General features: G+C 71.3%; 20 protein-coding genes. 16 read left to right on the top strand and 4 right to left on the bottom strand.

Annotated elements, in window-relative coordinates; all coding sequences use genetic code 11:
- The first annotated feature begins 107 nt into the window (after positions 1-107).
- The 10 genes from BLR02_RS19260 to glpK all read left to right on the top strand — a co-directional run bounded on the left by BLR02_RS19260 (position 108) and on the right by glpK (position 11,435).
- A complete protein-coding gene (locus BLR02_RS19260; protein WP_090664295.1) occupies positions 108-1,337 on the top strand; it encodes a YeeE/YedE family protein in 1,230 nt (409 codons plus the stop codon).
- Positions 1,338-1,406: 69 nt separating this feature from the next.
- Positions 1,407-2,201: a DeoR/GlpR family DNA-binding transcription regulator gene (locus BLR02_RS19255; protein WP_090664294.1), complete on the top strand. Its 795-nt coding sequence runs from the start codon at positions 1,407-1,409 to the stop codon at positions 2,199-2,201.
- 90 nt (positions 2,202-2,291) lie between these two features.
- Complete coding sequence (gene glpD / locus BLR02_RS19250) at positions 2,292-3,818, top strand: glycerol-3-phosphate dehydrogenase (protein WP_090664293.1); 1,527 nt, start codon at positions 2,292-2,294, stop codon at positions 3,816-3,818.
- On the top strand, positions 3,815-4,894 hold the full coding sequence (locus BLR02_RS19245; protein WP_090664292.1) for an ABC transporter ATP-binding protein: 1,080 nt from the start codon (positions 3,815-3,817) through the stop codon (positions 4,892-4,894). The genes glpD and BLR02_RS19245 overlap by 4 nt, the downstream gene beginning before the upstream one ends.
- Positions 4,894-5,952 carry an ABC transporter ATP-binding protein gene (locus BLR02_RS19240; protein ID WP_090664291.1) on the top strand — a complete coding sequence of 353 codons (1,059 nt, stop codon included), beginning with the start codon at positions 4,894-4,896 and terminating at the stop codon, positions 5,950-5,952. Before BLR02_RS19245 ends, BLR02_RS19240 begins: the two co-directional genes overlap by 1 nt.
- 3 nt (positions 5,953-5,955) lie before the next feature.
- Complete coding sequence (locus tag BLR02_RS19235) at positions 5,956-6,843, top strand: carbohydrate ABC transporter permease (protein WP_090568801.1); 888 nt, start codon at positions 5,956-5,958, stop codon at positions 6,841-6,843.
- Complete coding sequence (locus tag BLR02_RS19230) at positions 6,840-7,709, top strand: carbohydrate ABC transporter permease (RefSeq protein ID WP_176849685.1); 870 nt, start codon at positions 6,840-6,842, stop codon at positions 7,707-7,709. Before BLR02_RS19235 ends, BLR02_RS19230 begins: the two co-directional genes overlap by 4 nt.
- A gap of 64 nt (positions 7,710-7,773) precedes the next feature.
- Complete coding sequence (locus BLR02_RS19225) at positions 7,774-8,055, top strand: DUF2160 domain-containing protein (protein WP_090664290.1); 282 nt, start codon at positions 7,774-7,776, stop codon at positions 8,053-8,055.
- Between the two features lie 53 nt (positions 8,056-8,108).
- A complete protein-coding gene (locus BLR02_RS19220) occupies positions 8,109-9,884 on the top strand; it encodes an ABC transporter substrate-binding protein (protein WP_090664289.1) in 1,776 nt (591 codons plus the stop codon).
- A 54-nt stretch (positions 9,885-9,938) separates the two neighbouring features.
- Positions 9,939-11,435, top strand: coding sequence for a glycerol kinase GlpK (glpK, locus tag BLR02_RS19215; RefSeq protein ID WP_090664288.1), 1,497 nt, complete (start codon positions 9,939-9,941; stop codon positions 11,433-11,435).
- 6 nt (positions 11,436-11,441) lie between these two features.
- Here the strand turns inward: glpK and BLR02_RS29630 are convergent, their stop codons facing one another.
- Positions 11,442-11,594 (bottom strand): hypothetical protein, encoded by a 153-nt coding sequence (locus BLR02_RS29630; protein ID WP_176849684.1) that lies wholly within the window; start codon positions 11,592-11,594, stop codon positions 11,442-11,444.
- 89 nt (positions 11,595-11,683) lie between these two features.
- Positions 11,684-13,426, bottom strand: a complete 1,743-nt coding sequence (aroB, locus tag BLR02_RS19210) for a 3-dehydroquinate synthase (protein ID WP_090664287.1) — start codon at positions 13,424-13,426, stop codon at positions 11,684-11,686.
- Positions 13,427-13,515: 89 nt separating this feature from the next.
- On the opposite strand from aroB, the gene BLR02_RS29625 reads away from it, so the two are divergent.
- The 4 genes from BLR02_RS29625 to BLR02_RS19195 all read left to right on the top strand — a co-directional run bounded on the left by BLR02_RS29625 (position 13,516) and on the right by BLR02_RS19195 (position 17,147).
- On the top strand, positions 13,516-13,662 hold the full coding sequence (locus BLR02_RS29625) for a hypothetical protein (protein WP_176849683.1): 147 nt from the start codon (positions 13,516-13,518) through the stop codon (positions 13,660-13,662).
- Positions 13,663-13,669: 7 nt separating this feature from the next.
- Positions 13,670-14,578, top strand: a complete 909-nt coding sequence (locus tag BLR02_RS19205; RefSeq protein ID WP_090664286.1) for a tyrosine recombinase — start codon at positions 13,670-13,672, stop codon at positions 14,576-14,578.
- 47 nt (positions 14,579-14,625) lie between these two features.
- Entirely contained in the window at positions 14,626-15,582 is a 957-nt protein-coding gene (locus BLR02_RS19200; protein ID WP_090568820.1) for an acetyl-CoA carboxylase carboxyltransferase subunit alpha, read from the top strand.
- Between the two features lie 92 nt (positions 15,583-15,674).
- Positions 15,675-17,147 (top strand): MFS transporter, encoded by a 1,473-nt coding sequence (locus tag BLR02_RS19195; protein ID WP_090664285.1) that lies wholly within the window; start codon positions 15,675-15,677, stop codon positions 17,145-17,147.
- Positions 17,148-17,282: 135 nt separating this feature from the next.
- On the opposite strand, the gene BLR02_RS19190 is transcribed toward BLR02_RS19195, so the two are convergent.
- Together BLR02_RS19190 and BLR02_RS19185 are read right to left on the bottom strand one after the other, a co-directional pair.
- A complete protein-coding gene (locus tag BLR02_RS19190) occupies positions 17,283-19,199 on the bottom strand; it encodes an AI-2E family transporter (RefSeq protein ID WP_176849682.1) in 1,917 nt (638 codons plus the stop codon).
- An 88-nt stretch (positions 19,200-19,287) separates the two neighbouring features.
- On the bottom strand, positions 19,288-20,460 hold the full coding sequence (locus BLR02_RS19185) for a M20 aminoacylase family protein (protein ID WP_090568830.1): 1,173 nt from the start codon (positions 20,458-20,460) through the stop codon (positions 19,288-19,290).
- A gap of 87 nt (positions 20,461-20,547) precedes the next feature.
- Between BLR02_RS19185 and BLR02_RS19180 the strand changes: the two genes are divergently transcribed.
- Positions 20,548-21,483 (top strand): class I SAM-dependent methyltransferase, encoded by a 936-nt coding sequence (locus BLR02_RS19180; protein ID WP_143018195.1) that lies wholly within the window; start codon positions 20,548-20,550, stop codon positions 21,481-21,483.
- A gap of 46 nt (positions 21,484-21,529) precedes the next feature.
- Positions 21,530-22,003, top strand: coding sequence for a MarR family winged helix-turn-helix transcriptional regulator (locus BLR02_RS19175; RefSeq protein WP_090664284.1), 474 nt, complete (start codon positions 21,530-21,532; stop codon positions 22,001-22,003).
- Positions 22,004-22,011: the final 8 nt, after the last annotated feature.

The following is a 22,011-nucleotide window of genomic DNA, read 5'->3' as shown; positions in this document are numbered from 1 at the left end:
GCCGCCTGCCGGGCTCCGGCCGGGAACCCACCCATGCGCAATCCACATGGGGGAGGCAAGGCCAGCCTTCCCACATGTGGCGGGATCAAGAAGGGGCGATGCCGTCGATGTCCGCATCCACCATGGCCGCACCGGCACCGGTACGGCAGGTTTCCATCAACACCCCGGCGGCGCTGATCGCCGGAGCCTTGCTGCTGCTGGGTGGCGGCGCCATCGCGCAGCTGGTCAGCCCCCGGCAGGCGGAGCTCTACCTGCTGGGCGCGGCGCTTGGGCTGGTGCTCTACCATGCGGCCTTCGGCTTCACCTCGGCCTGGCGGGTCTTCATCGCCGACCGGCGCGGGGCGGGGCTCCGGGCACAGATGGTGATGCTCGCCATCGCGGTGCTGCTGTTCTTCCCGGTGCTGGCCTCGGGGACGCTGTTCGGCGAGCCGGTGCGGGGGCTGGTGGCGCCGGTCGGCGTCTCGGTGATCTTCGGCGCCTTCCTCTTCGGCATCGGCATGCAGATGGGCGGCGGCTGCGCCTCGGGCACGCTCTACACCGTGGGCGGCGGATCGGTGCGGATGCTGCTGACGCTCGCCGCCTTCATCGCCGGCTCCGCGCTCGGGGCGGCGCATCTGCACTGGTGGTCGGCCCTGCCGCATCTGCCGCCCGTGTCACTGGTGGAAAGCTGGGGCGTGGTGCCTGCCCTGGCGGCCAACCTCGCCGTCTTCGCCGCCGTTGCCTGGCTGACGGTGGTGCTGGAGCGGCGGCGCCATGGCCGGCTGGTCACGCCGCCGGATGCGCCGCGGCGTGGCCTGGCACGGCTGCTGCGCGGGCCATGGCCGCTGGTCGCCGGCGCCGTGGCGCTGGCGGTGCTGAACTTCGCCACGCTGGCGCTCTCAGGCCGGCCCTGGGGCATCACCGCGGCCTTCGCCCTATGGGGCTCCAAGGCCGCGGCGCTGATGGGTTTCGACCCGGCAAGCTGGCCCTATTGGTCGGCCCCCGGGCTGCGGGCGGCGCTCGAGGGCAGTGTGCTGACGGATGTCACCTCCGTGATGGATTTCGGCATCATCCTGGGCGCGCTGCTGGCCTCCGCCCTGGCGGGGCGCTTCGCGCCGGGCTTCCGGGTGCCCTGGCGCTCGGCCCTTGCCGCGGTCGTCGGCGGGCTGATGCTCGGCTACGGGGCGCGGCTGGCCTATGGCTGCAATATCGGCGCCTATTTCTCCGGCATCGCCTCCGGCAGCCTGCATGGCTGGGCCTGGATGGTCGCGGCCTTCTTCGGCAACTGGCTGGGCACCGGCATCAGGCCGCTCTTTGGCCTGGAGGTGGAGCGGCTGCCGCGGCAGACGGGGTGCTGAGTCCGCGGGCGCCTCGTCCATAAGCCACTTTCGTTTGAGGCGCGTTTGGCGCATCGTCCGCGCGTGACGATGCGCCAATCACTTTCGGACATCTCGGATCGGCAGCAGGCCATCCTCAGCCTGGCCCGCGGGGCAGGCCGCGTCGGGGTGGAGGAGCTGGCGGCGCGCTTCGGAGTCAGCCCGCAGACCATCCGCAAGGACCTCAACCTGCTCTGCGACCAGGGGCTGCTCGCCCGCCAGCATGGCGGGGCGATGCTCGCCTCCGGCGTCGCCAACGTCTCCTACGAGGCGCGGCGCGCGCTGGCGCATGAGGAGAAGCGGCGGATCGCCGCCCGCTGCGCGGCGCTGATCCCCGATGGCTCCTCGCTTTTCATCAATATCGGCACGACGACGGAGGAGGTGGCCCGTGCGCTCAGCGGCCATCGGGACTTGCTGGTCGTCACCAACAACATCCATGTCGTCTCCATCCTGCTGCCGAGCCCGGGGGTTGAGGTGGTGGTTGCCGGCGGCCCGGTGCGGCGCAGCGACGGTGGCATCGCCGGCGAGGCGACGGTCGACCTCGTCTCCGAGTTCAAGCTCGATTTCGCGGTGATCGGCGCCTCCGCCCTCGATGAGGATGGCAGCCTGCTCGATTACGACTACCGGGAGGTGCGCGTCTCCCGCGCCATCCTCGGCAATGCGCGCCACCCCATCCTGGTGGCCGATGCCGGGAAGTTCGAACGCTCGGCGCCGATCCGCATCGGCCATGTCCGCCAGCTCCATACCGTGGTCACGGACCGGCCCCCGCCGCCCCGCTTCGCCGAGGCCTGCCGGGAAGCAGGGACACGGGTGGAGGTTGCCGGGGAGGAAAACGAAACTCGATAACGCGCGAATGAGGTGCGATTTTTTCGCTTGCACTTGCGATTTTGGTGGGAGAGCATCGCCGCAACGTCCAGGGACAGTCGCGTGGCAGCAATGGGCAACAGCCAGGTTCAGGATCTCCTCGTCATCGGCGGGGGTGTGAACGGCTGCGGCATCGCCCGCGACGCGGTGGGGCGCGACCTCAGCGTGACCCTGGTGGAGAAGGGCGACTTGGCGGGCGCTACCTCCTCCTCCTCGACCAAGCTGATCCATGGTGGGCTGCGCTACCTGGAGTACCGGGAATTCCGCCTGGTGCGGGAGGCCCTGATCGAGCGCGAGGTGCTGTTGCGTGCGGCGCCGCATATCGTTTGGCCGCTGCGTTTCGTCCTGCCGCATTCGGCGGGACAGCGGCCCTGGCCGGTGCTGCGGCTCGGCCTCTTCCTCTACGACCATCTCGGCGGGCGGCGGATCCTGCCGCCGACGCGCGGGCTGGACCTGCGGCATGATCCGGCGGGTGCCCCGCTGAAGCCGGGCCTGACACGCGGCTTCGAGTATTCCGACTGCTGGGTGGAGGATGCGCGCCTCGTCGTCCTGAACGCGCGTGACGCCGCGGATCGTGGCGCCACCATCCTGACGCGCACCCGCTGCGTCTCCGCCCGGCGCGAGGGCGGGCTCTGGCACGCCACCCTCCGCGACGAGGGCGACGGCACGCTGCAGGAGGTGCGGGCCCGGGCGCTGGTGAATGCGGCGGGCCCCTGGGTGGGCTCCGTGCTTGGCGGCGTTGCCGGACTGAACACGCCGGCGCGGGTGCGGATGGTGAAGGGCAGCCACATCGTCACCCGCCGCCTCTATGACCACGACCGCTGCTACATCTTCCAGAATCCCGATGGGCGGATCTGCTTCTCGATCCCCTACGAGGAGGATTTCCTCCTGATCGGCACGACCGACGAGGAATTCGAGGGCGACCCGGCGACGGCGAGGATCTCCGAGGGCGAGACCGCCTATCTCTGCCGCGCGGTCAGCGGGTATTTCCGCCAGGAGGTGACGCCCTCCGATGTGGTCTGGAGCTATTCCGGCGTCCGCCCGCTCTATGACGACGGCGCCAGCCGCGCGCAGGAGGCGACGCGCGACTATGTCCTGAAGATCGACGAGGCGGAGGGCGAGGCCCCCTTGCTCAGCGTCTTCGGCGGCAAGATCACCACCTACCGGCGCCTGGCGGAGGCGGCGATGGCGAAGCTCGCGCCGCATTTCGCCGGGCTGAGGCCGGCCTGGACCGCGCAGTCATCCCTGCCGGGCGGCGATTTCCCCTGGGATGGCGCGCCGGCGCTCGTCGAGGCGCTGCAGCGGGACTATCCTTTCCTCGAGGCCAAGCTGGCGCGGCGGCTGGTGCGGCAGTATGGCACGCGGACCAAACATATGCTCGGCGCGGCGCGCTGCATGGAGGATCTCGGCCAGCATTTCGGCGCTGGGCTGACCGCGCGCGAGGTGGATTGGCAGATGCGCGAGGAATGGGCGCGCGAGCCGGCCGATGTGCTCTGGCGGCGGACCAAGCTTGGCCTCCGCATCGACCAGGCGGGGCAGGCGGCGCTGGCGGCGTATATGGCCACGGCGCGCGCCGCGACCGGGAGGGCCGCGGAATGACGATCCGGGCTGAAGGGCTGGCGCTGTCGGCCGGGGGCGAGCCCGTGCTCCATCCGGTGAGCCTTGAACTCGCGCCTGGCCTGCCGAATGTGCTGCTCGGCCCGACCGGCGCGGGCAAGACCACGCTGCTGCGCCTGCTGGCCGGGCTCGACCGGCCGAGCGAGGGGCGACTTTTCGCCGAAGGGCAGGAGGTGACGGGCCAGCCGGTGCGACGGCGCAGCGTCGCCATGGTCTACCAGCAGTTCATCAACTACCCGACCCTCTCGGTGTTCGAGAACATCGCCTCGCCGCTGCGCGTCGCGCGCCTGAAGCGGGCCGAGATCGAGCAGCGGGTGCGGGAGGCGGCGCGCCTGATGCGCCTCGAGCCCTATCTGGCCCGCCGGCCGCTTGAGCTCTCCGGCGGGCAGCAGCAGCGCACGGCGATCGCCCGGGCGCTGGTGAAGCGCGCCGCGCTGGTGCTGATGGACGAGCCGCTGGCCAATCTGGACTACAAGCTGCGCGAGGAATTGCGGGAGGAGTTGCCGAAGCTCTTCGCCGAGACCGGCAGCACCTTCGTCTATGCGACCACCGAGCCCGCCGAGGCGCTGCTGCTCGGCGGCTATGTGGCGACGCTGTCCGAGGGGCGTGTCACGCAATTCGGCCGTGCCGGCGAGGTCTTCCGCCGCCCCGCCGATCTCGCCACCGCCCGGGTCTTCTCCGATCCGCCGCTGAACGAGGCACCGGCACGCTGCGAGGGCGGGCGGCTGGTGCTGGACTCCGGCCCGGTGCTGCCGGCGCCGGTCGGGGGCCTGGCCGAAGGGCCCTGCACCATCGGCATCCGCGCCCATCAGGTCTCGCTGGAGACGCTGCCTGGCGCCGTGCCGCTGCCTGCCACGGTGCGCGTCGCCGAGGTGACGGGGTCCGAGAGCTACGTGCATGTGACGGCTGGTGGCCGCGACTGGGTGGTCCTGGCACCGGGCGTGCGGCGGCCGGAGCCCGGCCAGGAGGTGACGCTCTGGCTCGACCCGCAGCGCTGCCTCGTCTTCGGTGTGGATGGCCGGCTTGCCGCCGTAGCCGCCCTGGCGGAGGCCGCCTGATGGCCCGCATCGCCTTCGAGCGCCTGGCGCATGGCTATCCCGGCAGCAGCGCCTATGCGTTGAAGCCGATGGACATGGTCTGGGAGAATGCCGGCGCCTATGCGCTGCTCGGGCCTTCCGGCTGCGGCAAGACGACGCTGCTCAACATCGTCTCCGGCCTGCTGCGCCCGCGCGAGGGGCGGGTGCTGTTCGACGGGCACGATGTGACGGCGCTGCCGACCGAGCGGCGCAACGTGGCGCAGGTGTTCCAATTCCCCGTTGTCTACGACACGATGACGGTGCGGGAGAACCTGGCCTTCCCGCTCCGCAACCGTGGCGTTCCGGCCGCCCAGGCCCGGATGCGGGTCGAGCATGTGGCGGGGCTGCTCGGCCTTGCCGGCATGCTGGACCGGCGGGCCCGCAACCTCGGCGCGGACGACAAGCAGAAGATCTCCCTCGGGCGTGGCCTGGTGCGCGACGATGTCGCCGCCATCCTCTTCGACGAGCCGCTGACGGTGATCGACCCGCATCTGAAGTGGGAGTTGCGCTCGCGGCTGAAGGAGCTGCACCGCCAGGTTCCGGTGACGATGATCTATGTCACCCATGACCAGACCGAGGCACTGACCTTTGCCGACCGCGTGGTGGTGATGTCGGAGGGCGAGGTGGTGCAGGTCGGCACGCCGGAGGCGCTGTTCGAACGGCCGGCGCATAGCTTCGTCGGCCATTTTATCGGCTCGCCGGGGATGAATTTCCTGCCCTGCGCGGTGGAGGGCGATGCCGCCCTGCTGCCGGGCGGCCACCGCATCAGCCTGCCCCGCGCCTATGGGCCGCTCACCGGCAAGGTGGAGCTTGGCATCCGGCCGGAATTCGCGGCCCTCGCGCAGGAGGGGCTGCCGGTGACGCTGCGGCGCATCGAGGATCTCGGGCGGCGGCGCATCGCCCGGGTGGAGCTGCAAGGTGTACCCTTCGCCGCCACCCTGCCGGAGGGGATGGTGGTGCCGGCCGAGCCGCGCCTGGCCCTCGATCCCGCCCGCCTGCATGTCTATGCCGATGGCCGCCTGGTCGAAGGGAGGGGCTGAGCGATGGCGAAGCCGGTCGATAACCGCGCCTGGTTCCTGGTGCTGCCGGTGGTGGCGCTGGTCGCCTTCTCCGCCCTCATCCCGGTCATGACGGTGGTGAACTACTCGGTGCAGGACAGTTTCGGGAACAACGAGTTCTTCTGGAACGGCACCGGCTGGTTCAAGGAGCTGCTGGACCCCTCGACCGATCTCGGCGGCCGGTTCCTGGATGCGCTCTGGCGGACCCTGTTGTTCAGCGGCCTCTGCCTGCTGATCGAGGTGCCGCTCGGCATCGGCGTGGCGCTGACCCTGCCGCGCCGGGGCTGGGGCGTCGCCGCCTCGCTGGTGCTGCTGGCGCTGCCGCTGCTGATCCCCTGGAACGTGGTCGGCACCATCTGGCAGGTCTTCGCCCGGCGCGATATCGGCCTGCTGGGCGCGGCGGTGAACGGCCTCGGCATCGAGTACAATTATGCCCAGAGTCCGCTCGCGGCCTGGGTGACGGTCGTCGCCATGGATGTCTGGCACTGGACCTCGCTGGTGGTGCTGCTCTGCTATGCCGGGCTGCGGGCCATCCCGGATGCCTATTACCAGGCGGCCAAGGTGGATGGTGCCAGCAGCTGGGCGGTGTTCCGTGCCATCCAGCTGCCGAAGATGCAGCGCGTGCTGACCATCGCCATCCTGCTGCGCTTCATGGACAGCTTCATGATCTATACCGAGCCCTTCGTGGTGACGGGCGGGGGCCCTGGCAATGCCACGACCTTCCTCTCGATCGACCTGGTGAAGATCGCGCTTGGGCAGTTCGACCTCGGCAAGGCGGCCGCCATGTCCATCGTCTACAACCTGATCGTGCTGACGGTGTGCTGGATCTTCTTCGCCACCACCACGCGTAGCCAGAGCGAGGCGGTGCAATGAGCGGCGTGAGCCTCGCCCCGGCCGCGATGGCCAAGCCCCGTGCCGCGGCCCGGTCGGGCGCGGTGCGGGCCATGGCGCCGCGCCTCGTTCTCGGCCTCTACATCCTGTTCCTGCTGGTGCCCATCTACTGGCTCGTGAACATGAGCCTGAAGACGAATCTCGAGATCAACTCGGGGATGACGCTCTGGCCGCAGAACCCGACGCTCGAGCACTACCGGCGCATCTTCACCGATCCCTCCTGGTACAACGGCTATCTCAACAGCCTGACTTACGTGGCGCTGAACACGGTGATCTCGCTCGCCGTCGCGCTGCCGGCGGCCTATGCCTTCAGCCGCTACCGCTTCCTCGGCGACAAGCACCTGTTCTTCTGGCTGCTGTCGAACCGGATGGCGCCGCCGGCGGTCTTCGCGCTGCCCTTCTTCCAGCTCTACAGCGCGGTCGGCCTGTTCGACACGCCCTGGGCGGTGGCGCTGGCGCATTGCCTGTTCAACATCCCCCTCGCGGTCTGGATCCTCGAGGGCTTCATGTCCGGCGTCCCGCGCGAGATCGACGAGATGGCGGCGATCGATGGCTGGTCCTTCCCGGCCTTCTTCATCCGCCACTTCCTGCCCCTGGTGGCGGGCGGCGTCGGCGTCGCGGCCTTCTTCTGCTTCATGTTCTCCTGGGTGGAGCTGCTGCTGGCGCGCACGCTCACCACGGTGAACGCCAAGCCGATCGTCGCCACGATGACGCGGACCGTCTCGGCGGCGGGGATGGACTGGGGCCTGCTCGCCGCGGCCGGGGTGCTGACCATCATCCCCGGCGCCATCGTCATCTGGTTCGTCCGCAACCACATCGCGCGCGGCTTCGCGCTGGGGCGGGTGTGAGCATGATCGTCCAAGGCGTTCACGCCGAAGGGCGTGAATCATGCGATTTGGCGGAGCTCGCGCAATGAATCTCTCCTGGATGGCCTGGACCTGGCAGACGGCGCTGTTCTTCGCCCTGCTGCTCGGCGTGCTGGCAACGATGACGACGCTCGCGGCGCTGCGGCCGGAGCGCGACCGCATCGGCATGCTCGGCCTGCCCACCACGCGCGGGGACCGGCTGTTCCTGACGTTGCTGGGCGCGGCCTTCATCCATCTCGGCTGGCTGGCGCTGGCCGGGGAGGCACCGCTCTGGGGAGCCAGCATCCTGTCGCTGCTCCTCGGGGCGATCCTGTTTCGCTGGGCCTGAACGAACGCGGCCGGCCATGGGCCGGACGTGCCTGACCAAGGGAGGAAACCTCAATGAACGCCATGTCGCCCCTCGGCCGTCGCCGGCTGCTGCTCGGCAGTGCCGCCGTCATCGCCGCGCCCGCCCTGCTCTCGCCCCGCCAGTCCGTCGCCCAGGGCGTCGATGCCGCCCGGCGCTGGGTCGCCGAGGAATTCCAGCCCTCGACGCTCTCGCAAGAGCAGCAGATGCAGGAGATGGAGTGGTTCGCCCGCGCCGCGCAGCCCTTCCGCGGTCAGGAGATCAACGTCGTCTCCGAGACCATCACCACCCATGAGTACGAGGCCCGGACGCTGGCCCGCGCCTTCTCCGAGATCACCGGCATCCGTCTGCGCCATGACCTGCTGCAGGAAGGCGATGTGGTCGAGAAGCTGCAGACCCAGATGCAGTCCGGCCGCAATGTCTACGACGCCTGGGTGAATGACAGCGACCTGATCGGCACGCATTTCCGCTACCAGCAGGCGGTGCCGCTGACCGACTGGATGGCGGGCGAGGGCCGCGACCAGACCCTGCCGACACTCGACCTCGAGGATTTCATCGGCCGCAGCTTCGGCACCGGGCCGGACGGCAAGCTCTACCAGCTCCCCGACCAGCAATTCGCCAATGTCTACTGGTTCCGCTACGACTGGTTCACTCGCCCGGCCATCCGCGAGGCGTTCCGGAAGCAGTTCGGCTACGACCTCGGCGTGCCGGTGAACTGGTCCGCCTATGAGGACATCGCCGAGTTCTTCACCAACACGGTGAAGGAGATCGACGGGGTCAAGGTCTATGGCCACATGGACTACGGCAAGAAGGACCCCTCGCTCGGCTGGCGCTTCACCGATGCCTGGCTCTCCATGGCCGGGAATGGCGACCGGGGCATCCCGAACGGCAAGCCGGTCGACGAGTGGGGCATCCGCATGGAGGGCTGCCGTCCCACCGGCTCCTCCATCGAGCGCGGCGGCGACACCAACGGGCCGGCGGCGGTGTACTCGATCACCAAGTATATCGAATGGCTGCGCAAATACGCCCCGCCCGAGGCGGCCGGCATGACCTTCTCCGAGAGCGGCCCGGTGCCGGCGCAGGGTAACATCGCCCAGCAGATGTTCTGGTACACCGCCTTCACCGCCGACATGGTGAAACCCGGCCTGCCGGTGATGAATGCGGATGGCACGCCGCGCTGGCGCATGGCGCCCTCGCCGAAGGGCGCCTATTGGAAGGAGGGGATGAAGCTCGGCTACCAGGATGCCGGCTCCTGGACCCTGCTGAAATCCACCCCCGTCGATCGCCGCCGCGCCGCCTGGCTCTACGCCCAGTTCTGCGTCTCGAAGTCGACCAGCCTCAAGAAGAGCCATGTCGGCCTCACCTTCATCCGCGAGAGCGACATCTGGCACCAGTCCTTCACCGAGCGGGCACCGAAGCTCGGCGGGCTGATCGAATTCTACCGCTCCCCGGCGCGGGTGCAGTGGACGCCGACGGGCGTGAACATCCCCGACTACCCGCGCCTCGCACAGCTCTGGTGGCAGAATATCGGCGATGCCTCCTCGGGGGCGAAGACGCCGCAGGCGGCGATGGATTCGCTGGCGGCGGCACAGGACAGCGTGCTGGAGCGCCTGCAGCGCGCCAATGTCCAGGGCGAGTGCGGCCCGCGCCTCAATCCCCGCACCAGCGCCGACCACTGGTACGAGCAGGCGCAGAAAGACGGCAACATCGCGCCGCAGCGCAAGCTGGCCAACGAGAAGCCACAGGGTGAGACGGTCGACTACGACAAGCTCATCCAGAGCTGGCCGGCCAACCCGCCACGCCGCGGCTGACGACCATCGGCGGGGGCCGCAGCCCCCGCCACCCTTGCAGCAGAGGTCACGCCCATGCCCGCCGAAGGCCATATCCTCGCCCTCGACCAGGGCACCACCTCGACCCGGGCGATCATCTTCCGCACGCCCGACCTCGCGCCCGTCGCCTCCGCCCAGCAGGAGTTCGCCCAAGCCTACCCGAATTCCGGATGGGTCGAGCATGAGGCGGAGGATCTCTGGGACACGTCCCTCGCCGTCATGCGGGAGGCGCTGGCCAAGGCCGGGCTGGCGGCGGGCGATATCGCCGGCATCGGCATCGCCAACCAGCGGGAGACGACATTGGTCTGGGACCGGCGCACGGGCCGCCCGATCCACCGCGCCATCGTCTGGCAGGACCGCCGGACGGCCGCCACTTGCGCGGCGCTGCGCGAGGCGGGCCATGCATCCGCCGTCGCCGCCAGCACCGGCCTGCTGATCGACCCCTATTTTTCCGCCACCAAGATCGCCTGGATCCTGGATGCGGTCCCCGGCGCGCGTGATGCGGCGGAGCGCGGCGAGCTCGCCTTCGGCACCGTCGATGCCTTCCTGCTCTGGCGCATGACCGAAGGCCGGGTACATGCGACGGATGCGACCAACGCGGCGCGCACGATGCTGTTCGACATCCGCGCCGGCGCCTGGGACCCGGCGATGTGCGCGCTGTTCCGCGTGCCCATGGCGATGCTGCCGGAGGTGCGCGACTGCGCCGCCGAATTCGGCACGACCGGCGTGCTCGGCGCCCCGATCCCTGTCCGCGGCATCGCTGGCGACCAGCAGGCGGCGACAGTCGGGCAGGCCTGCTTCGAGCCGGGCATGGTGAAATCCACCTATGGCACCGGCTGCTTCGCCCTGCTCAACACGGGCGAGACGCCGGTCGCCTCCAGCCACCGGCTGCTGACGACCATCGCCTACCAGCTCGGCGGTCGCCGCACCTATGCGCTGGAAGGCGCCATCTTCGTCGCTGGCGCCGCGGTGCAATGGCTGCGCGACGGCCTCGGCATCATCCGCGACGCGGCCGAGAGCGGCGAGCTCGCGGCGCGATCCGACCCGGCGAACCGGCTCTACCTCGTCCCCGCCTTCGTCGGCCTTGGCGTGCCGCATTGGGATGCCGAGGCACGCGGCACCATCCATGGCCTGACCCGCGCCTCCGGCCGCGCCGATTTCGCCCGCGCCGCACTCGAGAGCGTGGGCTACCAGACGCGGGATCTGGTGGAGGCCATGCGGGCCGATATGGGCGGCGGGGGAGGGGCGGTGCTGCGCGTCGATGGCGGCATGGTCGCCTCCGACTGGACGATGCAGTTCCTGGCCGATGTGCTCGGCGCGCCGGTCGACCGGCCGATCATCCGCGAGACGACGGCGCTCGGCGCCGGCTACCTCGCCGGGCTGCAGGCGGGGCTCTGCCCGGAGCCAGCGGAGTTCGCGACGCGCTGGCAGCTCGACCGGCGCTTCACCCCATCCATGCCGGACGGGACGCGGGATGCGGCCTATGCGGGCTGGCGCCGCGCGGTGCAGCGCACCCTCTCCGATCCCGGCTGAGCGGATTCAGCAGCCGGTGACGCGGCCCGAGGCGATGCAATCCTGGTAGCCCATCGCCGCCTGGAGATGGGGGAAGACAAGGTAGGCCCCCAGCATCACGGCGAGGATGGCGACAAGGGCCAGGAAGCCGAGGAAGTCGGGGCGGCTGGGTTTCGGCAACAGGGGCATCCCGGGCGGCGGAGGTAGTGCCACCCTATCCGCCCCGTCCTGGCCCTTCCAGGCTTGTGCCGGCTGCGATCCGACCTGCCTCAGACGTCGCAGCCCTCATCGAGCAGCAGCCGCTCCACCGCCTCGGGCGGCACATCCCCGGCGGTGAAGGCCTCGCCTGGCCCGCGCAGCAGCACGAAGCGCAGCGCGCCCTCCCGCGCCTTCTTGTCCTTCCGCATCCGCCCGAGCAGGGCCGCCGTCGAGAAGCGGCGTGGCAGGTCGCCGATTCGGGCCGGCATGCCGCAGGCCTGGAGATGGGCGATGACCCGCCCCGGCAGCTCCTGGCTGCAATGGCCGAGCCGGGCCGAGAGGCTGGCCGCCAGGCCGAGTCCGACGCCCACCGCCTCGCCATGCAGCAGCAGGCCGCCATAGCCGCACTCGGCCTCCAGCGCATGGCCGAAGGTATGGCCGAGATTGAGCAGGGCGCGGCCGCCCTCGGCGCTCTCCTCCCGCTCGTCGCCGGCGACGACGGAGGATTTCAGCCGGCAGCTCTCGAGCACCGCCGTCACCAGCGCCTCCCGGTCGCCCTGCACCAGCGCCGGGCCGTTCGCCTCGCACCAGCGCCACAGCGCCTCGCCGGAGAGCAGGCCATGCTTCGCCACCTCGGCATAGCCCGCCCGCAGCTCGCGAATCGGCAGGGTACCGAGCGTGCCGGTATCGGCCAGCACGAGGCGCGGCTGGTGGAAGGCGCCGACCAGGTTCTTGCCGAGCGCGAGGTTCACCCCCGTCTTGCCGCCGACCGAACTGTCGACCTGGGCGAGCAGCGTCGTCGGCAGCTGCACGAAGGGCAGGCCACGCAGCGCCGTCGCCGCGGCGAAGCCCGCCAGGTCGCCCACCACCCCGCCGCCGAGCGCCAGCACCGCGGTGCGCCGGTCGGCCCCGGCAGCCAGCATCTCCTCCAGCACGCGCTGCAGCACGGTGAAGTCCTTGCTCGCCTCGCCGGCCGGCACGACGATCTCGGCGAGGATCGCGGTGCCGGTCTCGGCCAGGCCTGCCCGCAGCGCCGGCAGATGGAGCGGCGCGACGACCTCATCCGTCACCACCACCACGCGACGGGCGGGCAGCACGGGGGCGAGCAGGGCACCGGCACGGGCCAGCAGCCCGTCGCCGACCAGGATGTCGTAGCCGCGTTCGCCGAGCGCGACCGCCAGCCGGGCCGGTGGCTGCCAGCCCTCCAGCGCCTGCTGCACTCGGCGGGTGGTGACTTCGGGGCTCTCGTCGGAACAGGCGATCACGATATCGGCCTCGGCATAGAAGGGGTGGCGCGCCACCATCAGCCGCTCCAGCACCTCGGCCGGATCGGCGTTGACGAACATCGGCCGGTGCTCCCGCCCCGCCACCCGCTTCAGCAGGGTGGCCATGCGGCAGTGCAGCCAGACGGAGACGGCGCCGGAGGCGCGGATGGCGGCCCGGGTACGGGCATCGACGAAGGCGCCGCCGCCGGTCGCCAGCACCAGGGGTGGGCCGGCCAGCAGCCGGGCGATCACCCGCCGCTCGCCGTCGCGGAAATGCGCCTCGCCGTAGCGGGCGAAGATATCGGTGATGGGCAGGCCGGCCGCCGCCTCGATCTCCGCATCCGCATCGAGGAAGGGCAGGCCGAGGCGCAGCGCCAAGCGGCGGCCGATGGAGGTCTTGCCCGCCCCCGGCATCCCGACCAGCACGATGCTGCGGCTGACGAGCCGCCCGGGCAGCGAGGCGCGCGCCGACGGGCCGGTCCAGGCGGCGGTATCCGGGGCCGGGGAGGCCCCTGGCGGAAGAATGGCATTGGCGGAGTTGCGCGACACGATGCGCAGAGGCTAGCACACCGCGGCCCCGATGCGATGGGGCCGGCTTCGTTGCGGAGGCCGCCGTTTCTCCAGGAGCTCACCCTGCCATGTTTCGCCGCCCCATCCTGCTGCTGGCCGTGATCCTGCTCGCCTTGGTGGCGGCGGGGCTGCTGGCGCTGGGCGCCTTCCCACCCACCGCCACCCCGACCGCGGTGGAGCGGGTCCTGCCGAACGACCGCTTCCAGACCCGCTGAGACTCGCTTGGCTGGAGCCCTGCGCGAGGCCTTCCTCGAGATGCTGGCGGCCGAGCGCGGTGCCGCCCGCAACACCCTGGCCGCCTATGCGACCGATCTCGAGGATTTCGCAGCCTTCTGCGCCCGCCGCGGCCTGGCGCCTGAGATGGTCGGTCCCGAGCCGCTGGGCGACTACCTGCGCTCGCTGGCCGATCTCGGGCTGAAGCCGCGGACCGCAGCGCGCCGCCTCTCGGCGTTGCGGCAGTTCTTCCGCTTCCTGGCCCGCGAGGGGATCCGGCCGGATGACCCGACCGAGCTGCTGGAAGGTCCGCGCCCGACGCCACCCCTGCCGAAGCCGCTGGCGGAGGAGGAGGTCATCGCCCTGCTTGCCGGTGCCGCCGGCCTGCCCAAGGGCCGTGGCCCGCTCGCCGTGGCGGCGATCGAGCTGCTCTACGGTGCCGGATTGCGGGCGACCGAGCTGGTCACGCTGCCGGCCTCCGCCCTCCGCCCGGACCAGCCGATGATCGCGCTCCGCGGCAAGGGCGGGCGGGAGCGGCTGGTGCCCATCTCGGCCGGCGCCCGGGCCGCCGCCCAGGCCGCCCGTGCCGGGGAGGAGGAGACGCCGCCCATGGACAAGCGGCGGCGCTGGCTCTTCCCCTCGCGCGGCGCCGCCGGGCACATGACGCGCCAGGGGCTTGGCCTGCTGCTGAAGGAAGCCGCCGTGGCGGCCGGGCTGGCGCCCGAGCGGGTCTCGCCGCATGTGCTGCGGCACTCCTTCGCCAGCCACCTGCTCGCCCGCGGCGCCGACCTCCGCAGCCTGCAGATCCTGCTCGGCCATGCCGATATCGCCACCACCCAGATCTACACCAAGGTGATGGAGGAGCGGCTGCGGGCGCTGGTGGAACAGCACCATCCGCTGGCCGAGCAGGGCGAGTAGCCGCTCCGGCTTTCGCGCCGCACGCTTTTCCGCTAACCCCCCGCGCCATGCGCCACTTCCTGGATTTCGAAAAACCGATCGCCGAGCTCGAAGGCAAGATCGAGGAGCTGCGGCGGACCTCCGATGCCGGCGGGATCGACGTCGCCGAGGAGGTCGCGCGGATGCGCGACAAGGCGCAGGCCCTGCTGAAGACCACCTATGCCAAGCTCTCCCCCTGGCAGAAGACGCTGGTGGCCCGCCACCCGGACCGGCCGAAATGCCTCGACTACATCCGCGCCCTGATCGAGGAATGGACACCGCTCGCCGGCGACCGCGCCTTCGCCGATGATGCGGCGGTGGTTGGCGGGCTCGGGCGCTTCCGCGGCCGGGCCGTCGCCGTCCTCGGCACCGAGAAGGGCAGCGATACCGAGAGCCGGGTGCTGCATAATTTCGGCATGGCGCGGCCCGAAGGCTACCGCAAGGCGCGGCGGATCATCGAGCTGGCCGGGCGCTTCGGCCTGCCGATCCTCTCCTTCGTCGATACGGCCGGCGCCTTCCCCGGCATCGAGGCGGAGGCGCGCGGCCAGGCGGAGGCCATCGCCCGCTCGATCGAGGCCGGCCTCGAGGCGCCCGTTCCCTTCGTCGCCACCATCATCGGGGAGGGCGGCTCGGGCGGCGCCATCGCGCTCGCCGCCGCCGACCGCATCCTGATGCTGGAGCACTCGGTCTATTCCGTCATCAGCCCGGAAGGCTGTGCCAGCATCCTCTGGCGCGACGCCGCCCAGGCGCCGACCGCCGCTGAGGCGCTGAAGCTGACGGCCGAGGATCTCCGCCGCCTCAACCTCGTCGATGCGGTGGTGCCGGAGCCCATGGGCGGGGCGCATCGCGACACGGCAGCGACCCTGGCCGCGGTGGGCGACAAGGTCTGGGACAGCCTCGAGCCCCTGCTGGCGCTGGACGGAGCCACGCTCTGCGCCCGGCGGCGGGAGAAATTCCTGGAGATGGGCCGCAACAGCGTGGTCTGACCGCGGGATTGCCCCATGGCGCGGAGGGGCACCAGGCACCATCCTGCACAGGACCAGGGGGAGGGGCCGGACTTGACGGACAAGCCGCGTCGATGACGCCGCCGGAGATGCGCGCGGCCTTCTTCCGCACCTTTCCCGGCGTCGCACCCGCCATCATCCTCTCCGCCATCGACCAGACCATCACCGCGACGGCCCTGCCGGCCATCGCCGGCTCGCTCGGCGAGGTGGAGAGCCTTTCCTGGGTGGTCGTCGCCTATCTGGTCGCCGCGACCATCGCCGCGCCGGTCTTTGGCCGGCTGGGCGATGCGTTCGGCCGCCGCAACCTGCTGCTGGCGGCGCTGTGCCTCGCGGCCTGCGGCGCCGCCATCTCCGCCACCGCCCCGCGATTCGAGGTGCTGATCGTCGGCCGACTGGTGCAGGGCCTCGCGGGTGGCGGGCTGGCAACCCTCGCCATGGCGCTGATCGGCGAGGCGGTGCCGCCGCGGGAGCGGGGGCGCTTCCAGGCCTGGATCGTCGCCTGCTTCACCACCGCCTCCTGCCTCGGCCCGCTGGCGGGCGGCTGGCTGACCGAGGAGTTCGGCTGGCGGGCGGTGTTCTGGGTGCTGCTGCCCTGGATCGGGCTGGCTCTGCCGCTGGCGCTCCGCATCCCGGCCGTGCCGGGCCACCGGCATGGCGGCTTCCGCTTCGACCTGGCCGGGCTGCTGCTCTTCGCCGGATTCGTCGGACCGGCCCTGCTGGCGCTCTCCTATGCCCAACGCCTGGTGCTTTCGGCACTGCCGATGGCGATCGGCCTCGCCCTGGTCGCCGCGCTTGCCCTCCACCTGCTGGTGCGGCAGGAGCGGCGGGTGCGGGACCCGCTGCTGCCGCTCGCCCTGCTGGCTGAGCCGACCATCCTGCGCAGCAACCTGATGACCGCCTGCGCCCATGGCGCGCTGGTCGCCCTGCTGACCTTCCTGCCGATCTTCCTCCAGAGCGTGCGCGGCGCCACGCCCGCCGGCTCGGGCCTGCTGATGCTGCCGCTCTCGCTTGGTGGCGGCATCGGCGGGCTCACCGCTGGGGCGCTGATGACCCGCACCGGCATCGCCATGCCCTTCGCCCGCTGGGGGCTCGCCATCGCGGCGGCGGCGCTGGCGGCGATCGCACTCTTTGCCGGGCGAATTCCGGATTGGGAGATGGCGGCGCTGTTCGGCCTCGTCGCGCTCGGCTTTGGCTGCTCCTACCCGGTGGTGCAGATCGTGGTGCAGGTGGCAGCAGGCCCGGCGAGGCTCGGCGCCGCCGCGGCCTCGGTGCAATACGCCCGTACCCTCGGCGCGGCGGCGGCGACGGCGATGCTCGGGGCGCTGCTCTTCGGCACCCTGGCAGCCGGGGATGCCGAGGTGGCCAACCTCTTCGCCCAGCTGGTGCGCCGCGGGCCCGGCCTGCTGGCGGAGCTCTCGGCCGAGCAGCAGACCGGCCTCCGCGCCGGCCTGGGGGAAGCCTTCCGTTCCGCCTTCCTCGGCGCCGCGGCGATGGCAGGCCTCGGCAGCTGGCTCGCCGGGCGGGTGCCGATGCAGCGCCTGGGTTAGCGCTGGCTCCGATCAGGTGGTGCCACCTGATCGGAGGCCGTGTTCGAGCGGATACCGGGCCAGGGCGGGTTCCACGAGTCGATGCGATGGGAGCCACTTGGTGCGGCCCATGGCAGCCGGCCCGACGGTTCGATATCAGGCGGGGGCGGCTTCCATGCCGAGCGACGGCGGGGCATCGGGGCGCGGCGCGGGCGCGGTCAGCACCGTCGTGGATGCGGTCCCGCAGGTCTCCACCGCCAGGTCGAGCGCCTCCGTCAGGCTCATGGCCAGTTGCAAGGGAGCCGTCTCGCTTTCCGCGCGCAGCGCCTTGGACAGCACGCCCTCGCTCGCCTCGACACCGCTCGGGCTCCAGGCAAGGGCGATGGCCGGCACGCCAGGGAGCCGGCGGCGGGCGCGGCGCAGCAGGTAGCGGGCGGTCGCGCTGCTGCTGCCGCCTTCGAGCAGGCACAGGCAGATCAGCCGCGGCGGGGCACCCGGCACGGCGCTGACGCCGCCCACCTGCACGCCGAAGCCGCGCCGTGCCAGCACCTGGGCCAGCATGTTCGCCGCCAGCGAGTCGAAGGGGCCGCGCCCCGGCAGGCAGAGCACGGCGCCGGGCACGTGCCAGGCGGGCGGCAGCGGCTCGGGCGGCGCCTCGCCTTCGGGCGGCGGCGGGTCATCCTCCTCCTCGAGGTCTTCGATGAGCAGCTCGACGCTGCGCAGCAGCGCATCGCGCCGCTCCGGCCGCAGCGCGCCATGCACCGCATCGGCCTGGGCGAGGCGCAGCGCCGGCATGGCGACGGCGTCGAGATACTCCGCCAGCGGCTTCTCGCTCAGGCAGCGCTCGGCCTGCTCGGCCAGGGCATTGGCATCGCCGGCCAGCGCCCGCTGGTAGAAGGTTTCCTCCGGGTCGAGCGGAGGGCGGTCGCCGAGCATGACCTCGAGGAATTCCAGCCGGTCCACATGCCGCCCGAGCACAACCAGGCAGACCGTCAGCGGCACCGCCAGCAACAGGCCGATCGGGCCCCAGAGCCAGGTCCAGAAGGTGGCCGCGGCGATGACGGCGATGGGGGAAAGGCCTGTGGAATGGCCGAAGACCAGCGGCTCGAAGACCTGGCCCATCAGCATCTCGCTGATGCCGAACAGCACCAGCACCCAGACCAGCGTCGCCCAGCCCGGATCGACGGCCAGCGCCAGCAGCAGCGGCCCGCTGACCGTGATGAAGACGCCGATGAAGGGCACGAAGCGCATCAACCCGGCGACGAAGCCCCAGAGCAGGGGATTCGGGATGCCAATCAGCCAGAGCGCCCCGGCGATGAACAGGCCGAAGCAGGTATTCATGCCCGTCTGCGCCAGGAAGAAGCGCGAGAGCCGGTAGGCGGCATCGTCCATGGCCGCCATGGTGCGGTGCAGGTCGCGCGCGCCTGCGAGGCGGATCAGCCGGTCCCGCAGGTCCTCCCGGTAGAGCAGGATGAAGATCACCAGGATGATGACGATGCCCGCCGTCGCCAGCGGGCCGAGCAGCGGCTCGGCAACGCGGCGTAGCATCTCGAGCGAGGTCGGGTCCGGCGTGCGGATCTCGACCGGCAGGGGTGGGCGCGTGGCATCGCTCGGGCTGGCCGTGGCGCCGGCGGATGGCGGCGTCTCATGCCCGCCCATGCCCTGGCCAACCGCCTGGACCGCACCGCTCAACCTGTCGATCAGGCCGCCGGCGCTCTGCAGGCCGGAGAGTTTCTGGCGGATGGTCGCCTGGTAGGTTGGCAGGTTCTCGGCCAGCAGCGTGGCCTGCCGCCCCACCAGCCCGCCGATCCCGAAGATGATGGCGCAGGTGAGCAGCACGCTCACCACCACCGCGGCGGAACGGGGCACATAGGCGCGTCGCATCAACCGCACCACCGGGGCGAGGACGAAGGCGAGCAGCACGGCCAGCACCAGGGGTACCAGCAGCTCCTGGCCAAAATACAGCACCGCGACAACGAGGATGGCGCCTTCAAGCATCTGCAGCCCGGAACCGGGCGTACCCGCCGCGGTCAGGCCGCGGCTGGGCGTCGGGGCTGGTCTTTGATCGGGCATCCGGCCTGGGTTCCGTCGTAGCGCTGGCCTGGAGCGGCCAATCCGGAACCGAACGCCCGGCCAGGGAATCCGTTGCGCTGGCCTATTCTTACAGGCGCGCCAGCTCCCGCTCGACCACGGCCGCCAGGATGCCGGCGCCATAGGGGATGGCGGCGTCGTTGAAATCGTAATGCGGGTTGTGGACCTCGCAGCCGCCGGCCTCGCCCTCGCCGTTGCCGACCAGGATATAGGCGCCGGGCACCTCGGCCAGCATGTAGGAGAAATCCTCCGAACCCATGGCAGGGATGCGGGCGCGGTCCATGGCGGCCTCGCCCACCATGGCGGCGGCGGCATCGGCGATCAGCGCGGTCTGCTCGGCGCCGTTCACCACCGGCACCGTGACCTCGCGGAAGTCGAGCGTCGCGGTCGCGCCGAAGCCCTCGGCGATGCTGGTGGCGAGCATGCTCATGCGCTGCTCGATCAGCGCCATGGTCTCCGTCCTGAAGGCCCGCACCGTGCCGCGCAGCGCGACTTGGTCGGGGATGACGTTATAGGCGGTGCCGGCGCTGAAGCCCGTCACGCTGACCACGCCGGTATCGTTCGGCGCCACGTTGCGGCCGATGATGGACTGGTAGGCCGAGACGATGGCCGCGCCGCAGACCACCGGGTCCACCGTGCTCTCCGGCCGCGCCCCATGCCCACCCCGGCCCTGGATGACGAGGTCGAAGAAGGCGCAGCCGGCCATCATCGCCCCGGCGCGGATGCCGTATTGCCCGACCGGCATCCCCGGGCGGTTGTGCAGCCCATAGACCGCGTTGCAGGGGAAGCGGCGGAACAGCCCCTCCGCCACCATCTCCCGGGCGCCGCCCTGGCCCTCCTCGGCGGGCTGGAAGATGAAATGGACCGTGCCGCTGAAATTCTTCGTCTCGGCGAGGTAGCGGGCGGCGCCGAGCAGCATGGTGGTGTGCCCGTCATGGCCGCAGCCATGCATCTTGCCGGGTATGGTCGAGCGATGGGCGAAGCCGTTCGCCTCCGGCATGTCGAGCGCATCCATATCGGCCCGCAGCCCGACCGCGCGGTCGCCATTGCCGGCGCGCAGCACGCCGACCACCCCGGTACGGCCGATGCCGCGATGCACCTCGATCCCCCAGGCCTCCAGCCGCTCGGCAACCAGGGCGCTGGTCCGCACCTCCTCGAAGCCGGTCTCCGGATGGGCATGGAAGTCCCGCCGCCAGGCAGTGAGCTCCTCCTGGTACCGGCGGATATGCTCGATGGGATTCAAGGCGGCCTCCTGCGGTTGAGGTGGGCAAGCCCTACCGCTCTGCGCTATGGCTTCCCGCTAAGCCTGTGACAGCATCGGGTCAACCACGTGTCCACGGAACATCATACGGAGGAAACGGCGCGGCCGCGCCGCGTGCTGCCGGCGCCGCACGGGCTCTCCCGCGGCGCACCGGTGCCATGGTGGGTGAAGCTCGGGGTGAAGCTGGGCCTCGCCGCGCTCGGGGTGCATGGCAGCCGGGCCCGGGCGCTGGGCCTGGCACGCCCCTCCTTCGATGCTCGGGACCCGGGGAAGCTGCTCGGCGCCCCGTCGGCCTGGATCGCCGATGCCACGCGACTGATGGGGCGCCGCCCCCGCACTATGCTGGAGGTTGGCCCGGGCCGGATGGTCCTGCGCGCACCGGTTCTGGCCGGGCTCGGCCTCGAACACATGTGGTTCATCGACCCGGCCGACAGCGCCCCGACCGAGGCGGCCGCCTATCAGCAGGTGGTGACGCTTGCCCGCAGCCAGGGCATGGCCGTGCCTGATCTCGCCGGCTGCACCGACCGCGCCGCGGTTCTGCAGCGCTGCCGCGCAACGTTGCTGCATGGTGGGCCTGCCGCGCTTGGGGCCATCCCGGACGGGGCGGTCGACCTCGTCGTCAGCGAGGCGGTGCTCGAGCATGTGCGGCGCGACGAGATGGGCCCCCTACTGGCGCAGCTCCGCCGGGTCACCGCGCCGGACGGCATCGGCCTGCACCGGATCGACTTCCAGGACCATCTCGGCGGCGGGTTGCAGCACCTGCGCTTCAGTGACGGCTTCTGGGCAAGCCCGCTGGTCGGCCGGGCGGGGATCTATGTGAACCGGCTCGGCCTCTCGGCGATGGTCGGGCGGTTCCGCCGTGCCGGCTTCCAGGTGGAGGTGCCGGAGGCCGTCATGTGGTCCCGCCGCCCACGCGGCCCGGCCCGGCCGCATCCGGAGGCGATGCGCCCGGCGGCTGATGACCTCGTGGCGCGGGCGGTGCTGGAAGTCCGGCCCCGGCGCTGACGCATGATCGCCGCGGGTCGGAGCAACGGGAGGCGTGAAGGCGGCGATGACCGCCGCTGAATTCGCGCTGGAGGAATTCCTCCCCTACCGGCTGTCGGTCGCCGCCAACCGCACCTCACGCCTCTTCGCCCGGCGCTATTCCGAGGAATTCGGCCTCTCCATTCCGGAGTGGCGGGTGCTGGCCGTGGTCGGGCGCTTCGGTGGCCTCTCGGCGAGCGAGGTGGTCGAGCGCACCGCCATGGACAAGGTGAAGGTCAGCCGCGCCGTCCGTGCCCTGCTCGGCCGTGGCCTGCTCGTGCGGCAGGAGGATGCGGCGGACCGGCGGGTGCAACGCCTGGCGATGACCGAGGAGGGGAGGCGCATCCATACCCGCATCCTGCCGCTCGCCCGCGCGCTGGAGGCGGAGCTGCTGGCCGGCATCGGCCCCGAGGACCGTGCCGCGCTGCACCGCCTGCTGGATGCACTCGATCGGCGGCTGACCGAGATGGGCGCGGAAACGGGAGCGGATGGACTTGATTGACGCCGCCG

Origin of the sequence: Belnapia rosea (assembly GCF_900101615.1) — a bacterium.
Lineage (GTDB): Bacteria > Pseudomonadota > Alphaproteobacteria > Acetobacterales > Acetobacteraceae > Belnapia > Belnapia rosea.
The sequence above is the reverse complement of the archived record's forward strand: the minus strand, read 5'-3'. Positions and strand labels throughout refer to the sequence as shown.

Bases quoted from the DNA above. Each gene is read 5' to 3' on its own strand.
- BLR02_RS19260 (WP_090664295.1), top strand. From the start codon at position 108: ATGTCCGCATCCACCATGGCCGCACCGGCACCGGTACGGCAGGTTTCC.
- BLR02_RS19255 (WP_090664294.1), top strand. From the start codon at position 1,407: ATGCGCCAATCACTTTCGGACATCTCGGATCGGCAGCAGGCCATCCTC.
- glpD (WP_090664293.1), top strand. From the start codon at position 2,292: ATGGGCAACAGCCAGGTTCAGGATCTCCTCGTCATCGGCGGGGGTGTG.
- BLR02_RS19245 (WP_090664292.1), top strand. From the start codon at position 3,815: ATGACGATCCGGGCTGAAGGGCTGGCGCTGTCGGCCGGGGGCGAGCCC.
- BLR02_RS19240 (WP_090664291.1), top strand. From the start codon at position 4,894: ATGGCCCGCATCGCCTTCGAGCGCCTGGCGCATGGCTATCCCGGCAGC.
- BLR02_RS19235 (WP_090568801.1), top strand. From the start codon at position 5,956: ATGGCGAAGCCGGTCGATAACCGCGCCTGGTTCCTGGTGCTGCCGGTG.
- BLR02_RS19230 (WP_176849685.1), top strand. From the start codon at position 6,840: ATGAGCGGCGTGAGCCTCGCCCCGGCCGCGATGGCCAAGCCCCGTGCC.
- BLR02_RS19225 (WP_090664290.1), top strand. From the start codon at position 7,774: ATGAATCTCTCCTGGATGGCCTGGACCTGGCAGACGGCGCTGTTCTTC.
- BLR02_RS19220 (WP_090664289.1), top strand. From the start codon at position 8,109: ATGAACGCCATGTCGCCCCTCGGCCGTCGCCGGCTGCTGCTCGGCAGT.
- glpK (WP_090664288.1), top strand. From the start codon at position 9,939: ATGCCCGCCGAAGGCCATATCCTCGCCCTCGACCAGGGCACCACCTCG.
- BLR02_RS29625 (WP_176849683.1), top strand. From the start codon at position 13,516: ATGTTTCGCCGCCCCATCCTGCTGCTGGCCGTGATCCTGCTCGCCTTG.
- BLR02_RS19200 (WP_090568820.1), top strand. From the start codon at position 14,626: ATGCGCCACTTCCTGGATTTCGAAAAACCGATCGCCGAGCTCGAAGGC.
- BLR02_RS19195 (WP_090664285.1), top strand. From the start codon at position 15,675: ATGACGCCGCCGGAGATGCGCGCGGCCTTCTTCCGCACCTTTCCCGGC.
- BLR02_RS19190 (WP_176849682.1), bottom strand. From the start codon at position 19,199: ATGCCCGATCAAAGACCAGCCCCGACGCCCAGCCGCGGCCTGACCGCG.
- BLR02_RS19175 (WP_090664284.1), top strand. From the start codon at position 21,530: ATGACCGCCGCTGAATTCGCGCTGGAGGAATTCCTCCCCTACCGGCTG.